This window comes from Pseudonocardia zijingensis (genome assembly GCF_042657305.1).
Lineage (GTDB): Bacteria > Actinomycetota > Actinomycetes > Mycobacteriales > Pseudonocardiaceae > Pseudonocardia > Pseudonocardia zijingensis.
In genome coordinates this window covers 239,460-263,434 of sequence record NZ_JBHSKO010000001.1, presented here as the reverse complement: position 1 = coordinate 263,434, position 23,975 = coordinate 239,460, and the positions used below count along the sequence as shown (strand labels likewise).

The 23,975-nt window shown below is 73.4% G+C and carries 32 protein-coding genes and 1 pseudogene; 15 read left to right on the top strand and 18 right to left on the bottom strand.

All coding sequences use genetic code 11. From position 1 onward, the window contains the following. Window positions 1-4 precede the first annotated feature (4 nt). Window positions 5-208, top strand: coding sequence for a hypothetical protein (locus ACFPL3_RS01485; RefSeq protein WP_343941424.1), 204 nt, complete (start codon window positions 5-7; stop codon window positions 206-208). 18 nt (window positions 209-226) lie between these two features. On the opposite strand, the gene ACFPL3_RS01480 is transcribed toward ACFPL3_RS01485, so the two are convergent. Continuing rightward, a complete protein-coding gene (locus ACFPL3_RS01480; RefSeq protein ID WP_343941425.1) occupies window positions 227-460 on the bottom strand; it encodes a hypothetical protein in 234 nt (77 codons plus the stop codon). Window positions 461-721: 261 nt separating this feature from the next. Between ACFPL3_RS01480 and tenA the strand changes: the two genes are divergently transcribed. Next, on the top strand, window positions 722-1,408 hold the full coding sequence (gene tenA, locus ACFPL3_RS01475) for a thiaminase II (RefSeq protein WP_343941426.1): 687 nt from the start codon (window positions 722-724) through the stop codon (window positions 1,406-1,408). Here tenA and ACFPL3_RS01470 read toward each other — a convergent pair. The 3 genes from ACFPL3_RS01470 to ACFPL3_RS01460 are packed head-to-tail and all read right to left on the bottom strand — an operon-like array spanning window position 1,405 to window position 4,425. Continuing rightward, window positions 1,405-1,800: a phage holin family protein gene (locus ACFPL3_RS01470; protein ID WP_343941427.1), complete on the bottom strand. Its 396-nt coding sequence runs from the start codon at window positions 1,798-1,800 to the stop codon at window positions 1,405-1,407. The genes tenA and ACFPL3_RS01470 overlap by 4 nt on opposite strands. Before the next feature lie 5 nt (window positions 1,801-1,805). Then, complete coding sequence (locus ACFPL3_RS01465; RefSeq protein ID WP_343941428.1) at window positions 1,806-3,038, bottom strand: serine hydrolase domain-containing protein; 1,233 nt, start codon at window positions 3,036-3,038, stop codon at window positions 1,806-1,808. 10 nt (window positions 3,039-3,048) lie between these two features. After that, complete coding sequence (locus tag ACFPL3_RS01460) at window positions 3,049-4,425, bottom strand: glycoside hydrolase family 140 protein (RefSeq protein ID WP_343941429.1); 1,377 nt, start codon at window positions 4,423-4,425, stop codon at window positions 3,049-3,051. A 132-nt stretch (window positions 4,426-4,557) separates the two neighbouring features. On the opposite strand from ACFPL3_RS01460, the gene ACFPL3_RS01455 reads away from it, so the two are divergent. Next, the gene (locus tag ACFPL3_RS01455) at window positions 4,558-5,496 is read left to right on the top strand and encodes a patatin-like phospholipase family protein (RefSeq protein WP_343941430.1); all 939 of its coding nucleotides are present in this window, start codon (window positions 4,558-4,560) and stop codon (window positions 5,494-5,496) included. A gap of 9 nt (window positions 5,497-5,505) precedes the next feature. Beyond that, window positions 5,506-7,170: an FAD-binding dehydrogenase gene (locus ACFPL3_RS01450; RefSeq protein WP_343941431.1), complete on the top strand. Its 1,665-nt coding sequence runs from the start codon at window positions 5,506-5,508 to the stop codon at window positions 7,168-7,170. 40 nt (window positions 7,171-7,210) lie between these two features. Here the strand turns inward: ACFPL3_RS01450 and ACFPL3_RS01445 are convergent, their stop codons facing one another. Genes ACFPL3_RS01445 through ACFPL3_RS01435 form a run of 3 tightly spaced genes read right to left on the bottom strand, consistent with a single transcriptional unit; the run spans window position 7,211 to window position 8,327 of the window. Next, a complete protein-coding gene (locus tag ACFPL3_RS01445) occupies window positions 7,211-7,366 on the bottom strand; it encodes a hypothetical protein (RefSeq protein WP_343941432.1) in 156 nt (51 codons plus the stop codon). After that, on the bottom strand, window positions 7,324-7,818 hold the full coding sequence (locus ACFPL3_RS01440; protein WP_343941433.1) for a hypothetical protein: 495 nt from the start codon (window positions 7,816-7,818) through the stop codon (window positions 7,324-7,326). Before ACFPL3_RS01440 ends, ACFPL3_RS01445 begins: the two co-directional genes overlap by 43 nt. Window positions 7,819-7,853: 35 nt before the next feature. Continuing rightward, window positions 7,854-8,327, bottom strand: a complete 474-nt coding sequence (locus tag ACFPL3_RS01435; protein WP_343941434.1) for a GNAT family N-acetyltransferase — start codon at window positions 8,325-8,327, stop codon at window positions 7,854-7,856. 79 nt (window positions 8,328-8,406) lie between these two features. Here ACFPL3_RS01435 and ACFPL3_RS01430 point away from each other — a divergent pair, with 79 nt between their 5' ends. Continuing rightward, window positions 8,407-9,306 carry a LysR family transcriptional regulator gene (locus ACFPL3_RS01430; protein WP_343941435.1) on the top strand — a complete coding sequence of 300 codons (900 nt, stop codon included), beginning with the start codon at window positions 8,407-8,409 and terminating at the stop codon, window positions 9,304-9,306. A 10-nt stretch (window positions 9,307-9,316) separates the two neighbouring features. Here ACFPL3_RS01430 and ACFPL3_RS01425 read toward each other — a convergent pair whose 3' ends face one another. The 4 genes from ACFPL3_RS01425 to ACFPL3_RS01410 form a co-directional block, all read right to left on the bottom strand. Then, complete coding sequence (locus tag ACFPL3_RS01425; protein ID WP_343941436.1) at window positions 9,317-10,339, bottom strand: NADP-dependent oxidoreductase; 1,023 nt, start codon at window positions 10,337-10,339, stop codon at window positions 9,317-9,319. 10 nt (window positions 10,340-10,349) lie between these two features. Further along, window positions 10,350-11,099 (bottom strand): SDR family oxidoreductase, encoded by a 750-nt coding sequence (locus ACFPL3_RS01420; protein ID WP_343941437.1) that lies wholly within the window; start codon window positions 11,097-11,099, stop codon window positions 10,350-10,352. Continuing rightward, window positions 11,092-11,865, bottom strand: coding sequence for an oxidoreductase (locus ACFPL3_RS01415; protein WP_343941438.1), 774 nt, complete (start codon window positions 11,863-11,865; stop codon window positions 11,092-11,094). Before ACFPL3_RS01415 ends, ACFPL3_RS01420 begins: the two co-directional genes overlap by 8 nt. 144 nt (window positions 11,866-12,009) lie before the next feature. Then, window positions 12,010-12,678 (bottom strand): class I SAM-dependent methyltransferase, encoded by a 669-nt coding sequence (locus ACFPL3_RS01410; RefSeq protein ID WP_343941439.1) that lies wholly within the window; start codon window positions 12,676-12,678, stop codon window positions 12,010-12,012. A gap of 109 nt (window positions 12,679-12,787) precedes the next feature. Between ACFPL3_RS01410 and ACFPL3_RS01405 the strand changes: the two genes are divergently transcribed. Continuing rightward, window positions 12,788-13,159 (top strand): ATP-binding protein, encoded by a 372-nt coding sequence (locus tag ACFPL3_RS01405; RefSeq protein ID WP_343941440.1) that lies wholly within the window; start codon window positions 12,788-12,790, stop codon window positions 13,157-13,159. Window positions 13,160-13,203: 44 nt separating this feature from the next. On the opposite strand, the pseudogene ACFPL3_RS01400 reads toward ACFPL3_RS01405, so the two are convergent. The 3 genes and pseudogenes from ACFPL3_RS01400 to ACFPL3_RS01390 all read right to left on the bottom strand — a co-directional run. Next, window positions 13,204-13,536 (bottom strand): annotated as a pseudogene (locus ACFPL3_RS01400) (STAS domain-containing protein); the annotation flags it as partial. Window positions 13,537-13,746: 210 nt separating this feature from the next. Beyond that, on the bottom strand, window positions 13,747-14,523 hold the full coding sequence (locus ACFPL3_RS01395) for a class I SAM-dependent DNA methyltransferase (protein ID WP_343941441.1): 777 nt from the start codon (window positions 14,521-14,523) through the stop codon (window positions 13,747-13,749). 779 nt (window positions 14,524-15,302) lie between these two features. Then, window positions 15,303-15,494 (bottom strand): hypothetical protein, encoded by a 192-nt coding sequence (locus ACFPL3_RS01390; RefSeq protein WP_343941442.1) that lies wholly within the window; start codon window positions 15,492-15,494, stop codon window positions 15,303-15,305. Between the two features lie 153 nt (window positions 15,495-15,647). Here ACFPL3_RS01390 and ACFPL3_RS01385 point away from each other — a divergent pair, with 153 nt between their 5' ends. The 3 genes from ACFPL3_RS01385 (at window position 15,648) to ACFPL3_RS01375 (ending at window position 17,585) form a co-directional block, all read left to right on the top strand. Beyond that, the gene (locus tag ACFPL3_RS01385) at window positions 15,648-16,607 is read left to right on the top strand and encodes an ATP-dependent DNA ligase (protein WP_343941443.1); all 960 of its coding nucleotides are present in this window, start codon (window positions 15,648-15,650) and stop codon (window positions 16,605-16,607) included. Window positions 16,608-16,652: 45 nt separating this feature from the next. Then, window positions 16,653-17,162, top strand: coding sequence for a hypothetical protein (locus tag ACFPL3_RS01380; RefSeq protein WP_343941444.1), 510 nt, complete (start codon window positions 16,653-16,655; stop codon window positions 17,160-17,162). Between the two features lie 117 nt (window positions 17,163-17,279). Continuing rightward, on the top strand, window positions 17,280-17,585 hold the full coding sequence (locus ACFPL3_RS01375; RefSeq protein ID WP_343941445.1) for a hypothetical protein: 306 nt from the start codon (window positions 17,280-17,282) through the stop codon (window positions 17,583-17,585). Here ACFPL3_RS01375 and ACFPL3_RS01370 read toward each other — a convergent pair. Then, complete coding sequence (locus ACFPL3_RS01370) at window positions 17,582-17,791, bottom strand: hypothetical protein (protein WP_343941446.1); 210 nt, start codon at window positions 17,789-17,791, stop codon at window positions 17,582-17,584. The two genes, ACFPL3_RS01375 and ACFPL3_RS01370, sit on opposite strands and share 4 nt — an antisense overlap. Window positions 17,792-17,808: 17 nt before the next feature. On the opposite strand from ACFPL3_RS01370, the gene ACFPL3_RS01365 reads away from it, so the two are divergent. Continuing rightward, the gene (locus tag ACFPL3_RS01365) at window positions 17,809-18,015 is read left to right on the top strand and encodes a hypothetical protein (protein ID WP_343941447.1); all 207 of its coding nucleotides are present in this window, start codon (window positions 17,809-17,811) and stop codon (window positions 18,013-18,015) included. 48 nt (window positions 18,016-18,063) lie between these two features. Here ACFPL3_RS01365 and ACFPL3_RS01360 read toward each other — a convergent pair whose 3' ends face one another. The 3 genes from ACFPL3_RS01360 to ACFPL3_RS01350 are packed head-to-tail and all read right to left on the bottom strand — an operon-like array spanning window position 18,064 to window position 19,689. After that, window positions 18,064-18,912 carry a DUF5753 domain-containing protein gene (locus ACFPL3_RS01360; RefSeq protein ID WP_343941448.1) on the bottom strand — a complete coding sequence of 283 codons (849 nt, stop codon included), beginning with the start codon at window positions 18,910-18,912 and terminating at the stop codon, window positions 18,064-18,066. Further along, the gene (locus tag ACFPL3_RS01355) at window positions 18,905-19,480 is read right to left on the bottom strand and encodes a DUF6879 family protein (protein ID WP_343941449.1); all 576 of its coding nucleotides are present in this window, start codon (window positions 19,478-19,480) and stop codon (window positions 18,905-18,907) included. Before ACFPL3_RS01355 ends, ACFPL3_RS01360 begins: the two co-directional genes overlap by 8 nt. Continuing rightward, window positions 19,477-19,689 carry a hypothetical protein gene (locus ACFPL3_RS01350; protein WP_343941450.1) on the bottom strand — a complete coding sequence of 71 codons (213 nt, stop codon included), beginning with the start codon at window positions 19,687-19,689 and terminating at the stop codon, window positions 19,477-19,479. The genes ACFPL3_RS01355 and ACFPL3_RS01350 overlap by 4 nt, the downstream gene beginning before the upstream one ends. A 191-nt stretch (window positions 19,690-19,880) precedes the next feature. Between ACFPL3_RS01350 and ACFPL3_RS01345 the strand changes: the two genes are divergently transcribed. From ACFPL3_RS01345 to ACFPL3_RS01325, 5 genes are all read left to right on the top strand, one after another. Continuing rightward, window positions 19,881-20,234, top strand: coding sequence for a hypothetical protein (locus tag ACFPL3_RS01345; RefSeq protein WP_343941451.1), 354 nt, complete (start codon window positions 19,881-19,883; stop codon window positions 20,232-20,234). 133 nt (window positions 20,235-20,367) lie between these two features. Continuing rightward, window positions 20,368-20,622 (top strand): hypothetical protein, encoded by a 255-nt coding sequence (locus ACFPL3_RS01340; protein WP_343941452.1) that lies wholly within the window; start codon window positions 20,368-20,370, stop codon window positions 20,620-20,622. Further along, window positions 20,619-20,852, top strand: coding sequence for a hypothetical protein (locus ACFPL3_RS01335; RefSeq protein ID WP_343941453.1), 234 nt, complete (start codon window positions 20,619-20,621; stop codon window positions 20,850-20,852). The genes ACFPL3_RS01340 and ACFPL3_RS01335 overlap by 4 nt, the downstream gene beginning before the upstream one ends. Continuing rightward, window positions 20,849-22,051 carry a hypothetical protein gene (locus tag ACFPL3_RS01330; RefSeq protein WP_379588345.1) on the top strand — a complete coding sequence of 401 codons (1,203 nt, stop codon included), beginning with the start codon at window positions 20,849-20,851 and terminating at the stop codon, window positions 22,049-22,051. The genes ACFPL3_RS01335 and ACFPL3_RS01330 overlap by 4 nt, the downstream gene beginning before the upstream one ends. Next, window positions 22,048-23,943: a type IV secretory system conjugative DNA transfer family protein gene (locus ACFPL3_RS01325; RefSeq protein WP_343944864.1), complete on the top strand. Its 1,896-nt coding sequence runs from the start codon at window positions 22,048-22,050 to the stop codon at window positions 23,941-23,943. Before ACFPL3_RS01330 ends, ACFPL3_RS01325 begins: the two co-directional genes overlap by 4 nt. The last annotated feature ends 32 nt before the right edge of the window (window positions 23,944-23,975 follow it).

Genomic DNA, 23,975 nt, shown 5'->3' with positions numbered 1-23,975 from the left:
GAGCATGGCCGCTCCTGCCGCGTACCCCACCACTCGCGCCACGCGTCGTCGCCGGGCCGCGCGGGTGCGCGCCGGGATCGCGTTCGTGGGCCACGCCGGCAGCTTCGTCACGCTGGCCGCCATGCTCGTGCTGGCCGCCACCGCGGGCGCACTCGCCGACGGCATACCTCCGGGCGACTCGGCCCTCACCGCCACCTACGAGCGGTGACGCGGGACCGGCGCCCGGCTACGCAGCGTCGACTTCGGCCTCAGCCGCCGGCTGCGGGATCGGCGTCTTGAGCACGTGGTCGACCAGCCGCATCACCAGCTGCTCACCACCGAGCCGGTACCCGAACTCCTCCCAGGTGAGCAGCTCGCGGGACACGAGCTCGCCGACCGGGCCGGGGTACAGCCGGGTGGCCCGGAACGCTGCGGCACGCAGGCGCATCTTCTCGTGGTGGTCCATCGGTGCGGGATCCATTCGACTCACCTTCCGCGGGGAGCATGCGGTCCGACGCGCTCGGCGTTGAGTCGCCGCCCGTGGGTGGCTCCATGGTGAACTACCCGTGTCGGGACGCAGGAGATAAGCGTACGGAAGAGTGAGCGACATCTCATTTCCTGGGGCCTCTCGGACCTGTGCACAGGAAGGGGAGTTCCCTGCAATTGCCCAGGCAAACCTCTGGTGCAATTGCCGCGGAGGAGCCGCTTCCCCCGGGCCGCGGGCCGTCGTAGCGTCGCAGGCATGGTGACCCCGGCCAGCTCCACCCTGCACACCCGAGACGTCCTGTGGGCGGACGTCGAGGACATCTACGCCGCGATCCTCGCCCACCCGTTCCTCACCGGGCTGGCGGACGGCACGCTACCGCGGGAGTCGTTCCGGCACTACATCGTTCAGGACGCGCACTACCTGCGCGGGTACGCGCGTGCGCTGGCGATCTGCGCCGCCAAGGCACCCGACGAGAGCGGCACGGTGATGTTCGCCGAACACGCCGCCCAGGCCATCGCCGCCGAACGCGACATGCACGCCGCGCTGATGGCCGAGCTGGGTTCCTCGCCGGAGGAGGCGGCGCTCGAGCCGGTGGCGCCCACCACCCAGGCCTACGTCAGCTACCTGCTGGCCACCGGGTACGGCGGGTCGTTCGCCGAGGCGCTCGGCGCGGTGCTCCCGTGCTACTGGATCTACGCCCGGGTCGGCGACGAGCTGCTGGCCCGCAGCTCACCCGACCCCCTCTACGCCCGCTGGATCGCCACGTACGGCGGCGACGAGTTCCAGGCCGTGGTCGACTCGGTGCTGGAGCTCACCGACCGCGTGGGCGAGACGCTCTCCGACACCGAGAGCGCGCTGATGCGCCAGCACTTCCGCCGGACCTCGACGTACGAGTGGATGTTCTGGGACGCCGGGTACCGCCGCGAGGTGTGGCCCGTCTAGCGCTGGTCGAGGCTGTCGGGGATCAGGACGTGGAGCAGGAAGCCGACCACGGCCACCACGATCGCCCCGAGGAAAGCCGCCCCGAAACCGCCCACCACGAACGGCAGCCCGAGCCCGCTTGCGAGCGCTCCCACGAGCATGAACAGGAGCGCGTTGACGACGAGTCCGATCAAGCCGAGCGTGAGGATGTAGAACGGGCAGCCGACCACTTTGATCAATGGCTTCAGCACCGCATTCACGAGGCCGAAGATCAATGCAACCGCTACCAGCGTGCCGATTCTGCTGGAAGTGGTGCCGGCGGTGTTGTCGATTCCCGGAACGATCAGTGTGGCCACCCAGAGGCTGACCGCCACCACGGCCACCCGGATGACGAGCGCGAGCGCGTTGGACATCGTGATCAGTCCACCAGGGCCTGGTTGACGAGCGCCCGCAGCTGCGAGCGGATCGGGTAGGCACCCGAGGGCAGCAGCTGGGTGAAGAACATCGCGGTGACCTCCGCGGCCGGGTCGACGTAGAACGCGGTGCTGGCGAGCCCGCCCCACGCGTACTCGCCCTCGTGCGTGAGCACCTTCCCCGCGGAGGCGTCGACCACCACCGACACGCCGAGCCCGAACCCGACCCCCTGGTTGTACGACTCGGACGAGATCGGCCGACCGAACTGCTCGAGGTCGGCGCCGCCGGGCAGGTGGTTGCGGGTCATGAACGCCACGGTGTGCGGGCTCAGCAGCCGGACGCCGTCGAGCTCACCGCCGCGGGCGAGCATCTGCGTGAACTGGTGGTAGTCGGCCGCCGTGGAGACCAGGCCGCCGCCGCCGGACAGGAACGTGGGCTCGCGGGTGGCGGCGTCGCCCATCGCGGTGTTGCGCAGCAGTCCGCCCTCCGGATTGCGCATGTAGAGCGCGGCGAGCCGCTCGACCTCGTCCGCGGCGACGTGGAACGCCGTGTCGTCCATGCCGAGCGGCGCGAACACCTCCTCGGCGAAGAACCTGTCCAGCCGCTGCCCGGACACCACCTCGACGATGCGGCCGAGCACGTCGGTGGCCACCGAGTAGTTCCACTCCGTGCCGGGCTCGAACAGCAGCGGGAGGCCCGCCCACGCGTCGCAGGCGGCAGCGAGGTCCATGCCGCGGGGAGCCCCGAACTCGAAGCCCTTCGCGCGGTAGACCTCGTCGACGGCGTGCGCGTGGTGCCAGCCGTACGTGAGCCCGGACGTGTGGGTGAGCAGGTGCCAGATGCGCATCGGCTCCGACGCGGGGGCCGTGCCCGGGTTGGCCGCGGAGCCGCTGCGGTAGACCCGCAGGTCGGCGAAGGCGGGGAGGTAGCGGGACACCGGGTCGGTGAGCTCGAGCAGGCCGCGCTCGTACAGCATCAGCACGGCCACCGAGGTGATCGGCTTGGTCATCGAGTAGATGCGCCAGATCGTGTCGTCACCCACCGGGCGATCGGCCTCGACGTCGGCGAGGCCGTGGTGGGCGTGCAACGCCACCCGGCCGCGCCGGGCCACGGCCACCGTCCACCCGGCGAGCTTGCCGTCGTCGACGTAGCGGCGGAAGTGCGAGACGACCCGCTCCAGCCGCTTCGGGTCGAACCCGACCTCCTCGGGCTCCACGTCCACCTTGAGCTGCGCCACGCAGCCGACCCTACCTCCGGTGATCGCCCGGAGGAGCGAACCCGCGGGCGGCGTCGTCGACCACGAGCACGAAGTCGACGCGCTCCGGGGGCGCGAACTCGATCGACGGCCCGCGCTGCGCCGGCCCCGCGTCGGTGGCCGTGCCGGTGCGCGGGTCGAACCACCAGGCGCGCAGCGCCGGGCCGGACAGCCCGGTGGTGTCCAGGGCGAACGGCTCACCGTCGACCGTGTAGGCCATGAGGTACGAACCGCCGGCGTCGCGCGTGGCGCGCACGTCCCCGGCGGCGACGATCGACTGGTCCGGCACCCGGGTGAGGTACGGGCGCGACTCCACGAGCGCCCGCACGTGGCGCATCTGCTTCCCGGCTGGGAAGTCGAGCGCCGCGGTCCACGTGCCCCGGGCGCCCAACGAGGCTTCCCGGTCCTCGGTGAGGAACTGCCAGACGGCGTGGTGGCCGTAGGTGTGGCCGGCCGCGCCGCCGAACACGCTCCAGTACGCGTTGCGGCGCACGTCCGCCTCGGTGGCGAAGCCGTCCTCGGGCTTCCAGCAGATCGGGTGGTCCTCGTAGATCGACTCGCCGTCGAGGAACGGCTTCGGCGGCGTCTGCGCCCAGTTGCCCTCGATGAGGCCGAGCAGGTTGTCCCAGCGCCGGCAGTGCCCGCCCTGCAGCATGTTGAACGACAGCCACCCGTCGCCGTGGAACCACTCGGCGGACGTCTGGTCGCCGCGGGGGTGGTAGGTCATCAGCAGCCCCGTGTAGTCCTCGCCGCCGTTCACCCCGACCGCCACGCCCTCGGCGAGCCGGCGCCACACGTCCTCCACGCCGTCGGCCCCGTGGTCGCCTCCCATGATCCACACGACGTTCCGGCCGTACCGGGCGCCGAGGAACTCGCCGTACGCCCGCGCGTTCGAGGTGGTGACGAGCTTGCCCACCTGCTTGTCCGCCCAGACCGGCAGCAGCCCGATCCGCAGCCCGCGCTGGGCCGCGGCCGCCACGACGAAGTCGACGTGGTCCCAGTAGTCGTCGTCGGGTCCCGGCGCCACCGCGGGCGTCAGCCCGTCGGCCAGGGGGTCGTGCCCGTAGCGGTTGGGTCCCGGCCCACCGGCCTGCGGGAACACCGCGACGGCCTGGATCACCGTGAAACCCTGCTGCGCTCGCGCATCGAGGTAGCGCTCGACCTCGGCGCGGTCGAGGTTGACGAAGATGCTCCACGCCGTGTCGGCGAGCCAGAAGAACGGCGTGCCGTCCTCGTGGACGAAGTAGCGCCCGTCATCGCTCACCCGCAGCGGCGGGAGCTGCTGGGGCGATGCCTGCCGGGGCGGTTCCTGCTGCGGCTCGGCCGGGCCGCCGAGGACGGCGGCGAGCAACGCGGACACCACGGCCATCCCAGCACCTCGCACCTCCCGATCCTGCGGCCGCCCGGGCCGCGGCGCCGTCCGTTTCGCGAAGATCGACCCGATCGGGGCCGTGACCGGGGCGTGGCCGAGCTCCCGCGGCGCGAGGGATGATCCGGTGTCGTGGGAGTGCCTGCAGGCGACGACGAGGTGATCCGCGCCCTGCTGCAGCGCCGAGCCGCGGGCAGCAGGGCCGACGGCAACCGCATCGCGCTCGCGGTGAGCGGCGGCGGGATGCGCGGCGCGTACGCGGGCGGGATGGTGCACGCGCTGTCCGACGCCGGGCTGGCCCCGTACTTCGACGTGGTCTACGGCAGCTCGGCGGGCGCCTTCGTCGGTGCCGGGCTGCTGCTGGGCAGCGGCCGCGGCTCCGCGGCGATCTTCTACGAGGACATGGCGCGCCGGGAGTTCATCGATCCCCGCCGGTTCCCCCGCAGACCACTGGTGTCGCTGGACCACCTGCTCGACGACGTCCTCGTGCGTTCGAAGCCGCTGGACTGGGACCGGCTGCGCGATTCCCCCGTGCCGCTGCGCGTGGTCGCCACCGCGCTCGACGACCTGTCGGCCCACGTGCTGGAGCCGGCCACCTCCCCGGAGTGGAAGCTCGCGCTGCGGGCCACCGCGTCGATCCCGCTCCTCGCAGGCCCCGCGGTCGAGCTGCACGGGCGGCGGTGGATCGACGGGTCCGTCGGCGAGCCGCTGCCGGTGCTGCGGGCGCTCACCGACGGCGCCACCCACGTGCTCGCGCTGTTCACCCGGGCCGCCTCCGAGCTGCGCCGCACCGAGGGCGGCGGGCCCGCCGGGTGGGCGCGGGCCCTCGACCGGCTCGCTCCGGGGCTGGGCCGGATGGCGCAGGAGAGCCGCAGGCACGCACCCGTGCTCGCCGTGCTCGACGACGCGGCGCACCCGTCCCGCGACGGCGCCCACCTGCTCGCGCTGCTCCCCGAACGCGACGAGGGCGTCCGCGGGCTCACCACCGACGCCGCGCGCGTCGAACGGGCGGCGCGGGCCGGGTACGCGGCGGTCGTCGCGGCGCTCGCCCGGGTGCAGCGCGCTGCATAGGGTGATCGGATGGACGCCGACGTCATCGTCGTGGGAGCCGGTCTCGCCGGGCTGGTGGCCACCGCCGAGCTCGCCGGCGCGGGCAAGAAGGTGCTGCTGCTCGACCAGGAACCGGAGGCGAGCCTCGGCGGCCAGGCGTTCTGGTCGTTCGGTGGCCTGTTCCTCGTCGACAGCCCCGAGCAGCGGCGGATGGGCGTGCGCGACTCCGTCGACCTCGCGCTGCAGGACTGGCTCGGCACCGCGGGCTTCGACCGGGACGTCGACGCCCCCGCGGGCGAGGACTTCTGGGCCCGCCAGTGGGCCACCGCCTACGTCGACTTCGCCCACTCCGAGAAGCGCGCGTGGCTGCACGGGCTGGGCGTGCGCTGGTTCCCGGTGGTCGGCTGGGCCGAACGCGGCGGGGGCCTCGCCCACGGCCACGGCAACTCGGTGCCGCGGTTCCACATCGTCTGGGGCACCGGGCCGGGGCTGCTGGCGCCTTTCGTCCGCCAGGTGCGCGACGCAGCGGAGCGCGGGCTCGTGGACCTGCGGTTACGGCACCGCGTCGACGGCCTCAGGGTCACCGACGGCGCGGTCGACGGCGTGCGCGGGGTGGTGCTCGAGCCCAGCTCCGCGGCGCGCGGCACGGCGAGCTCACGCACCGAGGTCGGCGAGTTCGACCTGCGCGCACAAGCCGTGATCGTGACGTCCGGCGGGATCGGCGGCGACCACGACCTCGTCCGCGCGCACTGGCCGTCGCGGCTCGGCCCGGCGCCCCGCGAGATGATCTCCGGCGTGCCCGAGCACGTGGACGGGCGGATGCTCGGCATCACCGAGCAGGCAGGCGCCCGCGTCGTCAACCGCGACCGCATGTGGCACTACACCGAGGGCATCCGCAACTGGGACCCGATCTGGGCCCGGCACGGCATCCGGATCCTGGCCGGCCCGTCGTCGCTGTGGTTCGACGCGCGGGGCCGCCGGTTGCCCGCGCCGTGCTTCCCCGGGTTCGACACCCTCTCCACGCTCGCCGCGATCACCGCGAGCGGGCACGACCACTCCTGGTTCGTGCTCACCCAACGGATCATCGAGAAGGAGTTCGCCCTCTCGGGCTCCGAGCAGAACCCCGACCTCACGGGCAAGGACCTGCGCAAGGTGCTCTCCCGCGTCCGGCCGGGCGCACCGGCCCCCGTCGAGGCCTTCAAGGAGCACGGCGCCGACTTCGTCGTGGCCGACACCCTGCCCGAGCTCGTGGCGGGGATGAACGCGCTCACCGACGAACCGCTGATCGACCTCGCCGTGCTCGAGGGGCAGATCGCCGCCCGCGACCGCGAGATCGACAACCCCTTCACCAAGGACGCCCAGGTCACCGCCCTGCACGGGGCCAGGCGCTACCGCGGCGACCGGCTGATCCGCACCGCCTCCCCGCACAAGATCCTCGACCCGGCGGCCGGGCCGTTGATCGCCGTGCAGCTGCACGTGCTCACCCGCAAGACCCTCGGCGGCCTGCAGACCGACCTGTCCGGACGCGTCCTGCGCCCCGACACCACCCCCTTCCCCGGCCTCTACGCCGCGGGCGAGGTGGCCGGGTTCGGCGGCGGTGGCGTGCACGGCTACGCGTCGCTGGAGGGCACGTTCCTGGGCGGCTGCCTGTTCTCGGGCCGGCAGGCGGGCCGAGCGGTCGCGCTCGGTCTCTGAGGCGGGCTGCCCAGGCTCCGGAAGTTCAGGAAAGCCACATTCAGGGCCGCTCCGGCCTTGAATGTGGCTTTCCTGAACCACGGGGGGAGGCGAGCTCACCCAGGTGGGCCTCGATCCGGGACAGGACGCCCGCGAGCACGTCGAGCGTGCCCTTCAGGTCGCCGGGGCGCTCGAGGGAGTGGTCGGCACCCGGCACCTCGTGCACCGCGGCACCGGTGGCGGCGGCCGCGGCGCCGTCCCAGTACGGGTCGGCGGTGCCCCCCCGATCAGCAGCGTGGCCCCGGGTGCGCGGGCCGCGGCGCGGCGCACCGCCTCCACCCCGAGGAGGGGGGTGAGCCAGATGCCCGGCAGGCCGCGCTCGGCGGCCGCGGGCAGCGCGAGCGAGCCGAGCGACTTGCCGACGACGAGGTCGCGCGCCGGGTCGGCGCCGTCGAGCAGTTCCTCCGCGACGGCGGCCACCGCCACCGGGTCGGCCGGGTCGAGACCGGGGACGCGCTCCCAGTGCACGGTGCGCACCGTCCAGCCGCGCCCCTGCAGCAGCATGCGCGTGTAGTAGAGCAGCGGGGCTTGCGGGCCGTAGCCGCGTCCCGGCAGCAGCGTGGCCACGGGCGCACCCGGCGCGGCCCGCTCCGTCTCGACGCCTGCCATGTGCCGAGAGTGGCACAGCTGCGGCACGCCGGCCGCTACAACGCCAGCTTCATCCCCTCGTGCGACGCGACGAACCCGAGGCGCTCGTAGAACCGGTGCGCGTCGGCGCGCTGCTTGTCGGTGGTGAGCTGGACGAGCGCGCAGCCCCGCCGCCGGGCCTCGTCGACCGCCCACCGCATCATCTGCGCGCCGATGCCGCGGCTGCGGACGTCCGCGTGCACCCGGACGCCCTCGATCTGCGCCCGCCACGCCCCGCGGCGCGCGAGGCCGGGGATGAAGCTCAGCTGCATCGTGCCGATCACCCGGCCGTCGTCCACGGCCACGACGAGCAGGTGTGCCGGGTCGGCCGCGATCGCGTCGAACGCCGCGCGGTAGGGCTCGGGGTCGTCCACGGCCTCGCGGTGCACCCCCAGCTGGTCGGCGGCGAGCAGCGCCACGACGGCGGGCAGGTCGGCGGGCACCGCCTCCCGCAACACGATGCCGCCGGCGAGCGGGGCGAGATCCTCCATGCACCGATCTTCTCCCGGGGTCACGTCAGGGCGCGACTGCATACCATTGCAGGACACACGTCGGAGAGGACGGGAGCCGATGAGCCTCCGCCAGTTCGAGTACGCCCTGGCCGTCGCCGCCGAGGGCTCGGTCACGGCGGCGGCGGAGCGGCTGCACGTGGCCCAGCCGTCCATGTCCCAGCAGATCCGCAACCTGGAGCGGGACCTCGGCGTGGAGCTGTTCGCGCGCACGCCCACCGGGCTGGTGCCCACCGTGGCCGGGCGGGCGTTCCTGCGGGAGGCGGAGGTCGCGGTGCGCGCGGCGCGCCGGGCCCGGGCCACGGCTCGCGCCGGCGCCGACGACCTGGTGGGCGAGCTGGTGCTGGCCGCGCAGATGGGTTTCGGCACGCGGCAGCTGCCGGGCGCGCTCGAGGCGTTGCGCCGCCGTTACCCGCGCGTGGAGGTCACCGTCTTCGAGGAGCCGGGTTCCGAAGAGATGGACCGGCTGTGCCGGCGGGGTGTGGTGGACCTCGCCCTGATGGCGAAGTGCGACCGGACCCCGGCCGACGCCCACCGCCTCGGCGACGAGGAGTTCGTCGTGGTGCTGGGTGCGGGCCACCCGCAGCTGGCCGCGGACCGGGTCGACCTGGGCGCGCTGGCGGGCGAGGCGTGGGTCCGGTTCGACCGCGGGAGCGGGCTGGACGCCGTGCTGCTGAACGCGCTGCGCGACGTCGAGCCGGTCCCCACCACGGCCGCCCGCGTCTCCCAGACCGCGACGGCCGTGCGCTGGGCCGCCGACGGGCTGGGCGTGACGCTCGTGCCGGCCTCGTCGGTGCCCCGCGGCTACGAGCACCTCGCGCGGCCGGTCGGCCCGGCCGTGTCCCAGCCGGTCATCGCCGTGGTGCGCCAGCACGCGGGCCCGGCGGAGACGGCCCTGCTCGAGCTCCTGCGCCGGGAGAGCTGGTACCACGCCACGGCCCCGATCTCCCTGGTCTCCTGACCAACCTCCGCTACCGGTCGGCGAGCCGCACCACGACGTTGCCGCGGTGCACGCCGGCCAGGAGCTCGTCCTGAGCGGTGACGGCGCGCTCGAGGGTGCCGTCGAGCAGCGTGTGCGCGAACGTGATCCGGCCTTCGGCGTACCACTCGGCGTAGTGGGTGTTCCAGGCCTGCACCTGCTCCGGGGTGTGCCTGGTGCTGAAGGGCCGGATCTGCACCTCGTGGACGAGCGCGGTCATGATGTCGAGGCGCGGGTGCCCGCCGTCGCCGCCGCCGACCTGGCCGGCGAGGACGCCGCACAGCGCGAAGCGGGCGCCGTGCGCCGTGTGCCGCAGCGCCGCCTCGAACTGGGAGCCGCCGACGGTGTCGAAGAAGGCGGTGATCCCGTCGGGGGCGAGCTCGGTGAGCCGGTCGTCGAGATCCTCGCCTCGGTGGTCGATGGCGGCGTCGAGCCCGAGCTCCTCCACGAGGTAGCGGGTCTTCTCTGGTCCGCCCGCGATGCCGATCACGCGCGCGGCGCCCCGCGCCTTGGCGATCTGGGCCGCCATCGACCCGACACCGCCTGCGGCGCCGCTGACGAGGACGACGTCGCCCTCGCCCACCTCGGCGACGTCCACGATGCCGTGGTAGGCGGGGACACCCTGATTGAGCAGGTACTCGGGACCGGGGAAGACGCCCTCGGGCACCGGGAACGCATCGCCCGGCGCCAGGATGCTCTCCTCCCGCCAGCCGGACATGTGCAGCACGACGGTGCCCACCGGCAGATCGGTGGCCCGGGACTCGACGACCCTGCCGACGGCCGGCCCGTAGATCGGCTCGCCGGGGCGGAAGACGGGCACCGGGATCTGGCTGGTGGCGAACATGAGGTCCCCGCCGGCGGCGATGACCTGCTGGAACAGGTTGCGCACCCGGACCTGGCCGGGACCCGGCTCCTCCGGGGGAAGCGTGACCACCTCGAGCACCGCGCTCGGCGGCTGCGCCACGTCCGTGCGGTGAGCGCGCAGGACGACGGCTTCGGGCCCCCGGACTGTCATGGCGAACCTCTCAGAGCTGGGTGCGGCCGCCGTCGAGGGCGAATTCCGAACCGGTGGTGTACGTGGCGTCGAAGGCGAGGAATGCGGCCGAACGCGCGAACTCGTCGACGGTGCCGAACCGCTGCATGGGGTTGTCCGCCACCACCTGAGCCTTGAACTGCGCGGCGGCCTCCTCCGGCATCGTCTTCTCCAGGATCCCGGTGTCGATGGGGCCCGGGCTGATCGCGTTGACCCGGATGCCGCGCGGAAGGAGTTCGCGGGAGAAGCTGCGGGCCATCGAGCGCAGCGCCGCCTTGCCTGCCGCGTACACACTGGTGTCCATCATCCCGAGGACGTTCGCGGCCGAGGTGGTGAGCACGACTCCCGCACCCGCGCTGAGCAGCGGGGCGAGCTTCTGCACGGTGAAGAAGGCGCCCTTGACGTTGATCGCGAACATCTCGTCGAACACCTGCTCGGTGGTCGACTCGAAGGGCGTGGTGCCCGCGATGCCCGCGTTCACGAACAGGGCCTCGACCGTGCCGAGTTCGCCCTTCACCCGGTCGGCCAGCGCCTCCAGGTCCGACGCCGACGAGACGTCGCCCAGCACGGCCAGCGCGTTGTCGCCGAGCTGCCGCGCGGCGACGAGCGTGGCCTCGGACCTCCCGGTGATCACCACCCTGGCCCCGCCGTCCACCAGCAGCTTCGCCAGCGCGAAACCCATGCCCGCGCCGCCGCCGGTGATCACCGCGTTCTTGCCGCTGTAGGTACCCGGCTCACCCACGGGGGAACTCACCGCCATCGACGCCGAGGCACTGCCCGGTGATCCAGCTCGCGCGGTCGGACACGAGGAACGCCACCGCGTCCGCGATGTCCTCCGGCCTGCCCTCGCGGCCCAGCGGAGGGGTGGCGACCGCCTCGATCCCCCCGGTCAGGTTCAGGCTCGCCCAGTGCTCGCGGGTGGCCTCGCCGCCCGGGGTGGCGGTGCGCCCGGGAGCCACGACGTTGACCCGCACCCCGAACGGCGCCAACTCGGCGGCCAGCCCGTGGCTGTAGGCCTCCAGCGCCACCTTCGCCGCCTGGTAGTGCAGGAACGGCGGCGACGGCGGGAACAGCGCGGCCGTGGAGACGTGCACGATCGCCCCCGCGCCGCGGTCGCGCATCCCCGGCGCCAGCAGCGCGTTCAGCCGCACCGCCGCCAGGAAGTTCAGGTCCAGCGTGTGCTGCCAGACCTCGTCGGGGATCGCGAGGCCGGACTTGTACCCCTGCGCGCCACCCGCGTTGTGGACCAGCACGTCCACCCCGCCGAGCTCCTCCTGCACCGCGGCGGCGACCGCCTCCGCCCCGGCCGACGTCTGCACGTCGGCCGCCACGAACGCGGCTCCCTCCGGCGCCGGGCTCGACGCCGACCGGGCGGTGGTGAGCACCTGGGCGCCCGCGTCCAGCAACCGGCGCACGACGCCCGCCCCGATTCCCCGGGTGCCACCCGTGACGAGAGCCCGCCTCCCGGCGAGTTCCCGCAATTCCGATCTGTTTTCGACCGTGGTCATGCCACAAGTCCTTTCGATTGCGAATTTCAGCGCGTCGAACGGATTCAGGCTACGACCGGAAAAGAACGGGAAGCAAAGACCAAATGTCAGCAGGGGGTATAGGTACCTCCTATGCCCCCTGCGACCTCGGCGAACCGCCCGGGCTCAGCCCTCCCGACGGGCCACGACGACCACGCCGGGCCCGACCGGGCCCTCGGCGGGGAGCCGGAGCTCTGCAGTGGGCCGCAGCCCGGCCTTCTCGATCAGCTCCACGAGCTGCTCCGACTGCCACCGGTAGGTGGTCCACCGGACCGGGACCCCTCCGTAGGCCTCGGTGCGCGCCAGGTCACCCTCGCCGACGTGTGTGGCCACTATGAGCTGCCCGTCCGGCACCAGCGCCCGCGTGAACGAGGACAGCACGTGCGGCAGGACGTCGCGGGGCAGGTTGAACAGCGACCACCAGCCCAGCACGCCACCCAGGGACGCCTCGGCCAGGTCGAGCTCGGTGGAAGAGCCGACCTCGAACCTGCAGTGCGGGTACAGCCGGCGGGCGTGCTCGATCATGCGGGGCGACAGGTCGACCCCCGACACGTCGAGGCCGCACCCGGCCAGGTAGGCCGTGACCGTGCCGGGCCCGCAGCCGACGTCGAGCACGGGGCCCAGGCCGTGCACCGCGTCGGCGAACACGTCGAGCGCGGCCCGGTGCCACGGGTGGGTGCGGACGTCCCCGATACCCGTGGTCTGCACCATGTCGACGTAGCTGTCGGCCACCCGGTCGTAGGACTCGCGGACGACGTCGAGATCGGCTGGCCGGGGCACGGGGAGCAGGCTCATGACCCGGACCGTAGGACTGCCCTCCGACAATTCGTGATCACGCGGGTTGAGCTGCCGGCTCCCCGGGTAGAGGGACACGTGGAGTTGCGGCACAGCCTGGGGGAGGCGGATGCGTAGCCGTTCCCTCCAGCCCGTTCCGGGCTCGGCCCGCAGCGCCCGGGAGTTCGTGCGCGAGGCGTGCCACGACTGGACCGTGGAGGACGAGATGTGCGAGGACGCGATGCTCGTCGCCACCGAACTCGTCGCGAACGTCGTCGATCACGCCGGCACGTCGTGCGTCGTCACGATCGACGGCGCCGACTCGTGGCTGCGGATCGAGGTGGAGGACGGTTACCCGTGCTCGCTCCCGACCTCGCCCCGGATCGACGTGTCCGCGGCCCGGGGCCGGGGCCTCCTGGTGGTGGCCGGCGTGTCCAGGGCGTGGGGGGTGCGCGAGCTGCCACACGGCAAGTCCGTGTGGGCCCTGCTGGGCGCCGGCTGAACACGACCGGTCGGCTGCTCACGACCCGCGACGACCGTGAACAGGTCGACCGCCTGGGCGAGGTGGACGAGCCGCACGACCTGCGGGGAGCAGCCGACGAGACCGAGCGGGCGCCCGCTCTCGCTCGCGCGCCGGCCCGCGGCCAGCAGGGCGTTCAGCCCGGCCACGTCGATGAAGTCGGTCTGCGTGAGGTCCACGACGACGCCCGCGCCGTCGGCGGAGCCGAGCAGCCGGCGCAGGCACGCGGTCAGGACGGGTGCGGTGCAGCGGTCCAACTCGCCGGTGACGCCGACGACCACGGTGTCACCCGTGGGCGAATCGGCCGCGGTGACCGTGAGGCTGAAGGTGCTGGGGTGGTGAGCGGAGAAGTCGCTCATGGTGTAGCTCCAAGACGACCCTGCCACACGGGTCCTTGGCTGTCGGGGAAGCCACAACACCGAGTCGGAGGTCGACTGACGAGCTAGCGCTGAGGGCTGAGGCGAAACACACGAGCTCATCCGACGAACCCGTGGCCTCCCCGCTGCCCCTGACCGTACGCGCATCCCTCCCGTCCGGCAGCCCGAGCGGCCGGGAGTTCGTGGGGTCGGTCAGGCTGCGCTCGGGTCCGTCTCCCAGACCGACACGTGTCTGGTGCTGCCGGCCGTGAGTCCCGAGCGGTCCCAGTCGGCCCAGCGGAACTTCAGGCTCATCCCGGCGATGCGCGCCATGAGGTCCATCTCGGCCGGCCAGGCATACCGGAAGGGGATCCGACGGAACTGCCCGGTCCCGTCCGGTGACACGGTGACGTGGTTCGACGTGAACTGCTGCGTGACGACGTCGTACTGGTCGAACCCGACATAACCGCCGCCGTGGGCGCCGGGCGCCACCGTGAACGGGACGGTGTCCTGCCCGGGCGGTAGGCGACGCAGGTCCGGCAGGCCCACCTCCACCAGGAACAGCCCGCCCGGCCGCAGGTGCGCGGCTGCGTTGCGGAAGACGTCGACCTGCCCGTCCTGCGTGGTGACGTTGCTGATCGTGTTGAACACCAGATACACCAGCGAGAACTCACCGGGCACCCGCGTCGTCGTCATGTCGCCGATCGTGACCTCGACCGCGGCGCCCCCCGGTTTGCCCGCGATCCGCGCCGCCATCGCCCGGCTCAGCTCGATGCCGCTCACGCGCACGCCGCGGGCGGCCAGCGGCGCGGCGATCCGCCCCGTCCCGACGGCGAACTCGAGCACCGGGCCATCGGCCAGGTCGTCGAGGACGTCCACCACGGGCGTCACCACCGCGGGCTCGTTGGCACCACCCGGGGCGTCGTAGCCCGCAGCCACGCTCTCGGGGAACCAGCCGTCCGCCGGGTCGTCTCCCGCGTTCGTGATCACGGTCGCCGACGCTACGCCCGCGACCGTGCGCTCCACGCCCGATTTCGACGCCCGGCAGGGCCGCGACACCCACCCGGACCGGCCGGATACCACCGGACGTACGAGAACGGCCCCCGACCAAGGTTCCCCTGGTCGGGGGCCGAACACCCGGGTGTGGCGGGTGAAGGATTCGAACCTTCGTAGGCTGAGCCGACGGATTTACAGAGCGATCCACACTTCGGGGGCTCACAGCGCGTGAGGATCCGAGACGCGCGCCCCGCAGGTCACGAGCCGTCTACCGTCTCACGAGACGCTGTGTTGCGAGGTGTCACGGGGATTCCGTGCCCCACATCTGCCCCACTTCGGGAGTCCACAGTGGACGACCGACCTGGGTCACGCTCGGCCCACGCGCGGGCCCGCTCGACGAGCCGCCTCGCCGCGCTGCCGACCGCCAGCGGCTCCAGCGGCACCACCGGCGCCCCCTCCTCGGCGACCCGGCGCCGAGCCTCCATCCGGCGCGCGAGCTCCACCCGATCCCGCTCGAGCATCGGCCGGGCCCCGACCAGCGCACCGTGGTGCTCCTCGCAGGCGAAGGCAAGCCACACCCGGGGCCGCGGGTGCTCGAAGTAGACGAGCCCGGCGTGCGTCGGTGCGCGCTGACAGGCGGCAGGCTTCCCCAGCGGGCCGCGGCCGAAGACCACGCAGCCGGCGCGGCTGATCTCGGAGTACACAGCTTCCCCTCTCGACACGACCTCATGGAGGTCCCGCGGGGGAAGCGCGGTCAGGCCGGGATTCTACGGTCAGCCGGCCTGGATCGTGAGCCGCGCAGGCGGCGGAGCCGGCAGGTCCGGGTCGCTCACCCGCTCGCCGTCGACGGACACGGCCGACGCCTCCAGGTACGCCAGCGCGCGGGCGCGGTCGATGCCCGCCGCGATCAGGCGGTCGAGCACGGTCGGCGGCTGCGCGGCTTCGTGGGAGGTCTCGTCAGGCACGGCCGCATCGTGCTCCGCTCCTCTGACATTGTGGCTGATCCACGCCGCTGAGTAGCCGCTACAGCCGGTCCGCCGCAGGTCAGCGCGCTGTGATGTGCGTACCGTCGGGCGGTGAACGGGTCGGCCACGCTGCTCCAGCCGCCGATCCGACCCATGGCCGCTCGCCCAGCGTCGGCGCTGCCGCCGGAGGAGCGGGCCGAGCTCTACTCGTTCGAGCCGAAGTGGGACGGGTTCCGCTGCCTCGCGTTCCGCACCCCGGAGCGGGCGCTCCTGCAGTCCCGGCAGCTGCGCCCGCTCACCCGCTACTTCCCCGAGGTCGCCGCCGGGCTCGTCGAGCAGCTCCCGCCCGGCACCGTCGTCGACGGCGAGCTCTGCATCTATCGCGGCGGGCGGCTCGACTTCACCGCGCTGCAGCGCCGCATCCACCCCTCCGCCGCGCACGCTGCCCGTCGAGGCGAGCTCACCCCCGCCACGCTGGTCGCGTTCGACGTCCTCGTCTCCGGCGGGGTCGACCTTCGAGGCCGGCCGTACTGGGCGCGCCGCGAGCACCTCGAGCTGCTCCTCCGCGACGCCCGGCCGCCGCTCGCGCTGACCCCGGCCACGCGGGACCTCGCGGCCGCGCAGGCGTGGCTCGCCGAGCACGCCGCCGCGGGGATCGAGGGCGTCGTCGTGAAGGACGTGCGCCGCGGGTACCGGCCGTCGCGGACGTCGTGGGAGAAGGTGCGCACCCGGGCGACGGTCGACGCGGTCGTGGGTGGCGTGCTCGGCCCGCTCGACGAGCCGCATGCCCTCGTCCTCGGCCGGCCCGATGGGGGCGGGCGCCTGCGCGTGGCCGGGCGCACCAGGCCGCTGCCCCAGGCCGCGCGGGTCGAGCTCGGCGCGCTGCTCGCGCCGCCGCGCGGCGGTCACCCGTGGCCGGCGCGGATCTCGTCGTCGCGGTTCGGGCAGCTCCCGCCGGAGCCGGTCGCCTACACGCAGGTGGAGCCGCTGCTCGTCGTCGAGGTCGACGCGGACGTGTGCTGGGAGCAGGGGCGGTGGCGGCACCCGACGGTGTACCGGCGCCTGCGCGTCGACCTGGTCGCCGGCGACCTCGACACCAGCGGCGGGATGTAGGCGCCCCCTTCCACCCGTGTAGCACATGTGTGTATAGTTCAGGTCATGACGACGACCGAGGCCCCCGCCCCCGCCTTCCGCTACATCGGCACGACGGACGAGACCAACGTCTGCGAGGACTGCGGCCGCTCGGACCTGCAGCGGGCCGTCGTCCTCGCCCTCCTCGACGCCGACGGCAACGTCGAGGACCGCGTCCGCTACGGCTCCGACTGCGCCGCCCGCGCCCTCTCGATCCGGGGTGGCGGCCGGGCGGTCGCGAAGGCCGCCGAGAACGCTCGGATCGCGACCCTCAAGGCTGCGGCCGAGGCCTACGAGCGGGCCGAGCGACTGCTGTTCGACCCGGCCACCGGCGAGCCCACCCACGAGCGCGGCTTCGCCCGGACCGTCGGCACGATGATCCGGTTCAACGGCGGCCCGGGCCGCTGGACCGACCGCGGCGAGGCCGAGCAGTTCACCCGCCAGCTCATCGAGCGCTCCGTTCAGGCTGTGCAGGACGCGCGCCTGCTCGGCATCGCCGACCCGGCCCGGGAGCTGCGCCGTCTCGGCTACGCGTGACGCCCTGACCGGCAGGGCCCCGCCGAGGTGGCGGGGCCTCCTGCGCTCCACCTCGAGCCCGTGACACGCCCGTGTATGGTCGGGCGCCGACCCCGCCGCGACACCCCAGGAGGGCCCGTGCCACGACCAACCCCCGCGCACGGCACCGACGGCGGCTACCAGCGGCACCGGCGGCTCCGCGAAGATCCATGCGAGCGGTGCAAGGCTGCGCACGCCGAGACCATCAAGGAGCTACGGGTGCGCAAGGGGTCGACCCCGCGCGCGCCCGGCCCGGAGCACGGCACCCGCGCTGCCTACGCCCGCGAGCTGCGTCGCTGGCGCGCCGGGAAGGGACCAGAGCCCTGCGAGACGTGCAAGGCCGCGAACGCCGCCGCCCGCAAGGCAGCCCGCAGCGGCACGACGTCATCGCGCGAGCAGAGCTAGGTCTCGCCGGAGCCGTCCGCGTGCACGACCTCGCCGGTCACCCGATCCGTCGCCCGGGCCTCGTGGAAGTCGTTGACGATGTGGGCGACGATCCGGTCCTGCTCGGCCTCGTCGTCGGTGACGAGCGCGTCGAGGAAGTGCTCGCCGTCATCATCGCGTGGCCACCCGACACGGCTGCCGCCCGAACCCTTCCATGTGTGGCACACGTGTGTATAGTTAGGCCATGCCTTCCGCCACCACCGCCCCCGCCGGCTACATCACCTCCGTCGTCAACCTCGACGGGCCCCTCACCGACCTCGGCCGCGCGGTCCTCGACCTGTCCGTGCACACCTACGGCGGCCAGGCCACCTACAACACCGACAGCCAGCTCGTCGTCAAGATGACCGCCCAGCAGGTCACCCGCCGCCTGGTCGACGAGCTCTACGGCTGAACCAGGCCACCCAGGGCCCGGCTCCTCATGGAGCCGGGCCTTCGCCATTCAGAGCAGCGCGCGGATCAGCTCGACGGCCTCGTCCCCGCGGGCAGCAGCAGCGAGCGCCGCATCGAACGCGGCCACGTACGCCGCCACCTCGTCCGGGTCGTCGAGGCGCTGCTCTCCCGTCAACGTCTCCACCCACACGACCGACGAGTCGTTGATCGCCCAGCCATGCAGCGGCAGCACCGGCGCCGGCACGTCGAACCGCAGCACCCCGATCTCCACGTTCGCGAGCCCCGCGAGCGCGACGAGCCGGTCGAGCTGCCCAACGAGGGTGGCCCGCTCCCCGAACCGGGTTCGCAGCGCCGCCTCACCCATCACCAGCTGGATCGTCTTCCCCGGGGCGTAGAGCACCTCCTGCCGGCGCACCTGCGCCGCGATGCGCTCCTCGATCTGGTCCTCCCGGGCGCCCAGCACCACCGGGCCCCCCGCCACGGACAGCACCTCCCGCGCATAGCCGGGCGTCTGCACGAGGCCCGGCACCATCGCCGGCTGGTACTCGGCGATCCGGGTGGCCTGCGCGTCGAGCGCGGCGATGTCGTCCTGGGTGGCGGCGATCCCGCCCGGGGTGCGCCAGGCGTCACCCCAGGCGCGGTAGTCGAGGCGGGCGCGCGCGAGCAGGTCGGTCAGCTCGGCGAGGTCCTCGTCGCTGCCGCCGGTCGCGGACACCCACACCTGCAGTTCCTCGGGTCCGCGAGGCAGCTGCGCGCCGCGCTCAAGCCGCGACACCTTCGTCTGCTGCCAGTCGATCGCCCGCGCGAACTCCGACCCGGACCGGAACCGGCGCAGGCGCAGCTCCCGAAGGCGCGCGGCGAGCCGAGCACGCCGCGGCGACAGCTCCTGCTCAGCCACGGATGCCTGCCGGGATCCGGGCCGCCAACTCTGGCCACTCGGCGATGTAGTCGCGCCACGGCATCGCGAGCTGCAGCGCGGTGTCCCGCCAGCGGCGCGCGGTGGCGACGCGGGCCGGGTCGTCGACCGGCTCGACGCCGAGCCACGTCCCGTCGGGGGCGTAATGCGCGACGAACAGCTCGGCGTCGTCGAACAGCCAGAAGTCGAGCCGCGGCAACCCGGCCGGCCAGTCGGCCCCGCGCACGGGGACGATCCGGATGTCCTCGCCAGCTGCGGCGTTCGGGGCGTAGGCCCACGTCAGCTCGAACTGCATGTAGTCGGTGACGGGCTCGGTGACGACGTGGACTCGGCGCATCACCCGGCCGGCGCGGACGTGCGCCCGGATCATCGCCTCCCAGTCGTCCTGCACCGGGTCCGCCGGTGGGGCCGCGAGTCCGGCGGTGAACGCCGCGATGGCGTCGTCCTCCCCGGACCCGCGGTAGACCTGCAGCGTCTCCAGCCGGAACACGCTGGACCGGAACTGCTCGAACTTCGCGTCGAACTCCTCGCCCCGGAGGAGCCGCGTCACCTTGCCTGGTAGGCCGCGACGGCGGCGGCCAGGACTTGCGGGGAGATCCGGACGCCGGTCTCGCCGGGCAGCAGGTTCACGAGGCTCGACATGGTGTCGGCCTCGACCTGCGGGCCCTGGACGACGGCCCAGCCGTTCTCGTCGATGTAGACGCTCGGGCAGCCAGTGCGTCCCGAGCTCTCGTCCTTCGCCAGCATCTCCAGCCGCACGGTGACCTCCTGATAGCCGTGTGTCAGCTCCGAGCATCATCCCGCACCAGCCTCCGCTAGTCGACCTAGGCACATTCTAGTCACAAACTAGGCGAAAACTAGGCTACACTGGGGCAGTCGGTCGCCCGTGGCTGCGACCTCCTGAGCCCCGCGGGCGACCGACACGCCAGCCCTTACCTCGGAGGAACGGCATGTCGACACCCATCAGCCCAGCCACGTCGCACCCCGCCTGGTGCGACCCGAGAATCTGCTCGACCACCGGCGCGGACGTGCGCCACTCCAGCGAGCCGCTCGCCCTGCACCCCGTCCTCGACGACGTCGAGGTGACGGTCGCTGTCGTCCGCGACGACGAGCACACCCGCGACGGCCGGCACCTGCCCGGCCCCGGCGGCATCACCCTCGACGTCCGCCACACCAGCGGCTCCACGTGGCCCGACGGCGGCCCGATCCGCGCCGACGTGCTCCTCACCCCCGCCGAGGCGATCGAGCTGGCCTCCCGCCTGCTCGGGTGCGCCGCCCTCGCCGACCGGGCGGGCGCGTCATGAGCGCCGCCATCGGCCTCGTCCGCCACGTCCTCCGTTTCATGTGCTCCTGCGACTGCATGAGCTGCGTGCACGGCCAGCACCGCGGCCTGTGCCGCGCCGACAACCGGTTCCACCGAGCCACCGGAGGTGCGTCGTGACCGCCCCCGAACTGGTGTCCGCCCAGGCGGCACCCGACCAGCAGCCGTCCGGCGACGAGGTCATCACGGTCGACCAGCGCAGCACCGCCGTCGACGTGATCGATGTCTGCCCCGACTGCCTGCGCACCATGACCCAGCACGGCCGGTTCACCTGCCAGGAGCTCGACGACATCGCGGCGCGTGTCGCCTACGGCCAGCTCTCCCGGCGGGAACGCCGTCGCACCCCCACCCCCGCCGGGTGGCCCCGATGACCACGACCGGCTGCGGGCTCCCCGGCTTCCGCTGCGAGGCGTGCGGCGCCAACCGGCCCGGCCTGCGCGTCCACCTCGTCCGGTTCGGCGCGCTCGGCGTGGCCTGCATGACCTTGTGCCCGCCGTGCGCGACCTCCGGCATCACCCCACAGGTCGCCGAGACCACCGCAGCCCGGCTCGTGAAGCAGCACCGCCGCCACCTCGCCGCCGTCGCGGAACGGAAGCCATGACCATCACCGACCTGCCCGACACGAAGCTCGCGCGGCGGCGCGCGCTCGCCGAGCTGCGCCGCGAAGAGCGAGCCGCCGCCCTCACCGAAGCCCAGGCCGCCCGGGCCGCGCGCGAGGACGAGGCCCGCCGCCGCCGAGCAGCCCGCGCCGAGCAGCGCCGCCTCGCCCGCCGGGAGCGCGCCGAACGTCGGGCCGAGCGCGCGGCCGCGATCGCGAACCTCGGCCGCCGCCTGCGACCGGTCGCGCCGCTCGCCGTCGTCACCGGGTTCGCCATGTACGGGCAGATCGGCTACGGCCTCGACCACTACAGCGACCCCACCACCCCGTTCCTCCTGCGACTACTCGTCGCCGTCGGTGCCGCCGTCGCGGTCGAGTCGATCGCGCTGTACGTCGCCTGGCACGCCCACGACGCCCTCCTGCTCAAGGCGACTGGCACCGCCGCGCGCCTGCGCCGGGCCTCCTACGCCATCGCGCTCGCCGTCGCCGCCGTGAACTACGCGCACTTCTCCGGGCCGAACCTCGCACCGACCGCGGGCGCCGTGGTGTTCGCGCTGTTCTCCGCGTCCGGGCCGTGGCTGTGGGGCCTGCACACGCGCCGCGCGCAACGGCTGCAACTGCTCCGCGAAGGCAGAGTCGACAGCAGCGGAGCCGTGTTCTCCGCCGAGCGGTGGCGGACGTTCCCGCTCCGCACCTGGCTTGCTCGCCGCTACTCCATCGACCACGGGATCACCGACCCGCGCATCGCCTGGGAGGCGTACCGGCTCGAACGGCAGCGCCGCGACGACAACCTGCCCGCCACCTGGCAGCAGCTCGCGACCAGCCTGCTGCGACTCGACGCGCAGCAGCACCAGGCCGCGGCCGCCGCGAACATGGTGTCCCCGATCGACGTGCCCGACCCTGAGCAGGTCGACGACCACGGCGTCGCCCAGCTGCGGAAGACCGCGCCGCCCGCGACCGTCCGCGAGGTCGAGGTGTCGACGACCGTCGACGAGCCCGCAGACGCGAAGCCCCGCCGCCAGCCGCGACGCCGCACCACCAGCCGGCGCGTGAACACACCGGCCCCCACCCCCAAGGCGCTGCAGCTCATCGCCGCAGGCGGTATCGGCCGCCGTGAGCTCGCCCGCCAGTGCGGCGTCTCCGAGGACACCGCCCGCAAGTGGATCGACGCCCACCGCACCACCTCCGAGGTGACCCGATGACCGTGCTCGCCCTGATCGTCGTCCTCGTCGCGCTCGCCGCCGGCGCGGTTATCGCGTGGCACCGCCGCGCCCGCACCGTCGCCGCGTGCCTCGCACTCGCCGCCGCCGCAGGCACCGCTGTCGCACTCGCCAACGCCCCCTTCTACGCCCAGGCCGTCACCGTCGCCGCCGCGATCGCGGCTGCGTGGGTGTGGCTGCTGCGCCGGGGCCGCACCTCCGCGGTCGTCACCCGCTGGGGCAACCGCACCCGCCGCACCGCCGGCGTCGCCACCACCCTCGACGTCGTCCGCATCGGCTCCGCGTGGGCGATGCGCCGCACCCTCCCAGTACTCCGCCCGTCTATGGCCGGGCTCAGCCTCCGCGACCGCCGCCGCGTCAAGATGGCCGAGGTCGCGGTCCGGCTCGCCACGGTGGGCGGCATCCGGCTCTACGCGTCGTTCCGGGACGTCGTCACGGTCTTCGGTGGCACGGGCACCGGCAAGACCGGATGGATCGCCGGAGCCATCATCGACCACCCCGGCGCCGCGCTCATCACCTCCACCCGGCTCGACCTGCTCAACCACACCCGCACCCACCGCGAGCAGCTCGGCCCCGTCTACGTCTTCAACCCCGCTGGACTCGGCGACCTCAAGTCCACGCTGCGGTTCGACCCGCTCACCGGGTGCACCGACCCCACGACACCGACCTACCGCGCCGCGGACATGATCCCCGAGGCGGAGGGCAGCGGCGACCGTGCCTACTGGCAGGGGCAGGCCCGCCGGGTCCTCGCCGCGCTCCTGCACGCCGCCGCGCTCGGCGGTCTGCACCCGAGCGTTCTCCTCTCCTGGGTCGCCGACCCCAAGAAGTCACAGCGGCAGATCACGTCGCTCCTGCGGAAGTCCGCGTCACCCGCCTACGTGCAGGACATCACCCAGTTCTGCGAGACCAACGACAAGACCCGCAGCTCGATCACCAGCTCGATCATGCCCGCGCTGCAGTGGCTCACCTCGCCCACAGCCGTCCAGGCCGCCACCGGCGACGGGGAACCGTTCGACGTCGAGAAGCTCCTGCGCGAGCGTGGCACCGTCTACATGTTGGGGCGGAACGAGGCCCACACCGCCCCCCTCCTCGCAGCGTTCACCGGCTACGTCGCCCGGGAGGCACGCCGCATCGCGGCACTGCAGCCGGGAGGCCGACTCGACCCGCCGCTCGCGCTGTTCCTCGACGAGGCCGCCCGCACCGTGCCCGTGCCGCTGGCTGACTGGACCGGCGACTTCGGGGGCTCGGGAATCATCATCTGCCCCGCGCTCCAGTCCCGCGCTGACCTCCTCGACCGCTACGGCCCCACCGGCGCCGCGAAGATCCTCAACAACAGCCCCGCCCTGATGTACCTCGGCGGCAACAAGGACGCGGCGAGCAACGGGGACCTGGAATTCTGGTCGAAGCTCGCCGGCGACCGCGACGAGGTCGTCAAGACCTACGGAAGGGACGGGAAGGTCACCTCCCGCTCCGTCCGCAAGGCACCGGTGCTGTCGGTGGCGCAGCTGGCGAATCTCCCGCGGGGCCACGCGGTGGTGTTCCGCAGCGGGATGCCTCCCGCGGTCGGCCGGGTGCAGATGGTGTGGGAGCGGCGGGACGTCCGGCGGCCGTGGTGGTGGCGGGTGCTGGATCGCGCCCGCTCCCGGGTGGCGACTCCCGCTCCCGCTCCCGCGGGCGGGTGGGAGAAGACGCCCACTCCCACTCCCGCACCCACTCCCACTCCCGCACCCGCCGCGCACCCGCTCCCGGCTGCACCCGCTCCCGCGGGTGGGAGCAACACCGCACCCGCTCCCGCTCCCGCACCCGTCGGTGTGGCCGCACCTGCACCCGCACCCGCGCCCACCCGGGAGCCGGTAGGCGCCTCCCGCCCGTGACACCCGCCCGCGCCCACCACCCACGAGGAGAC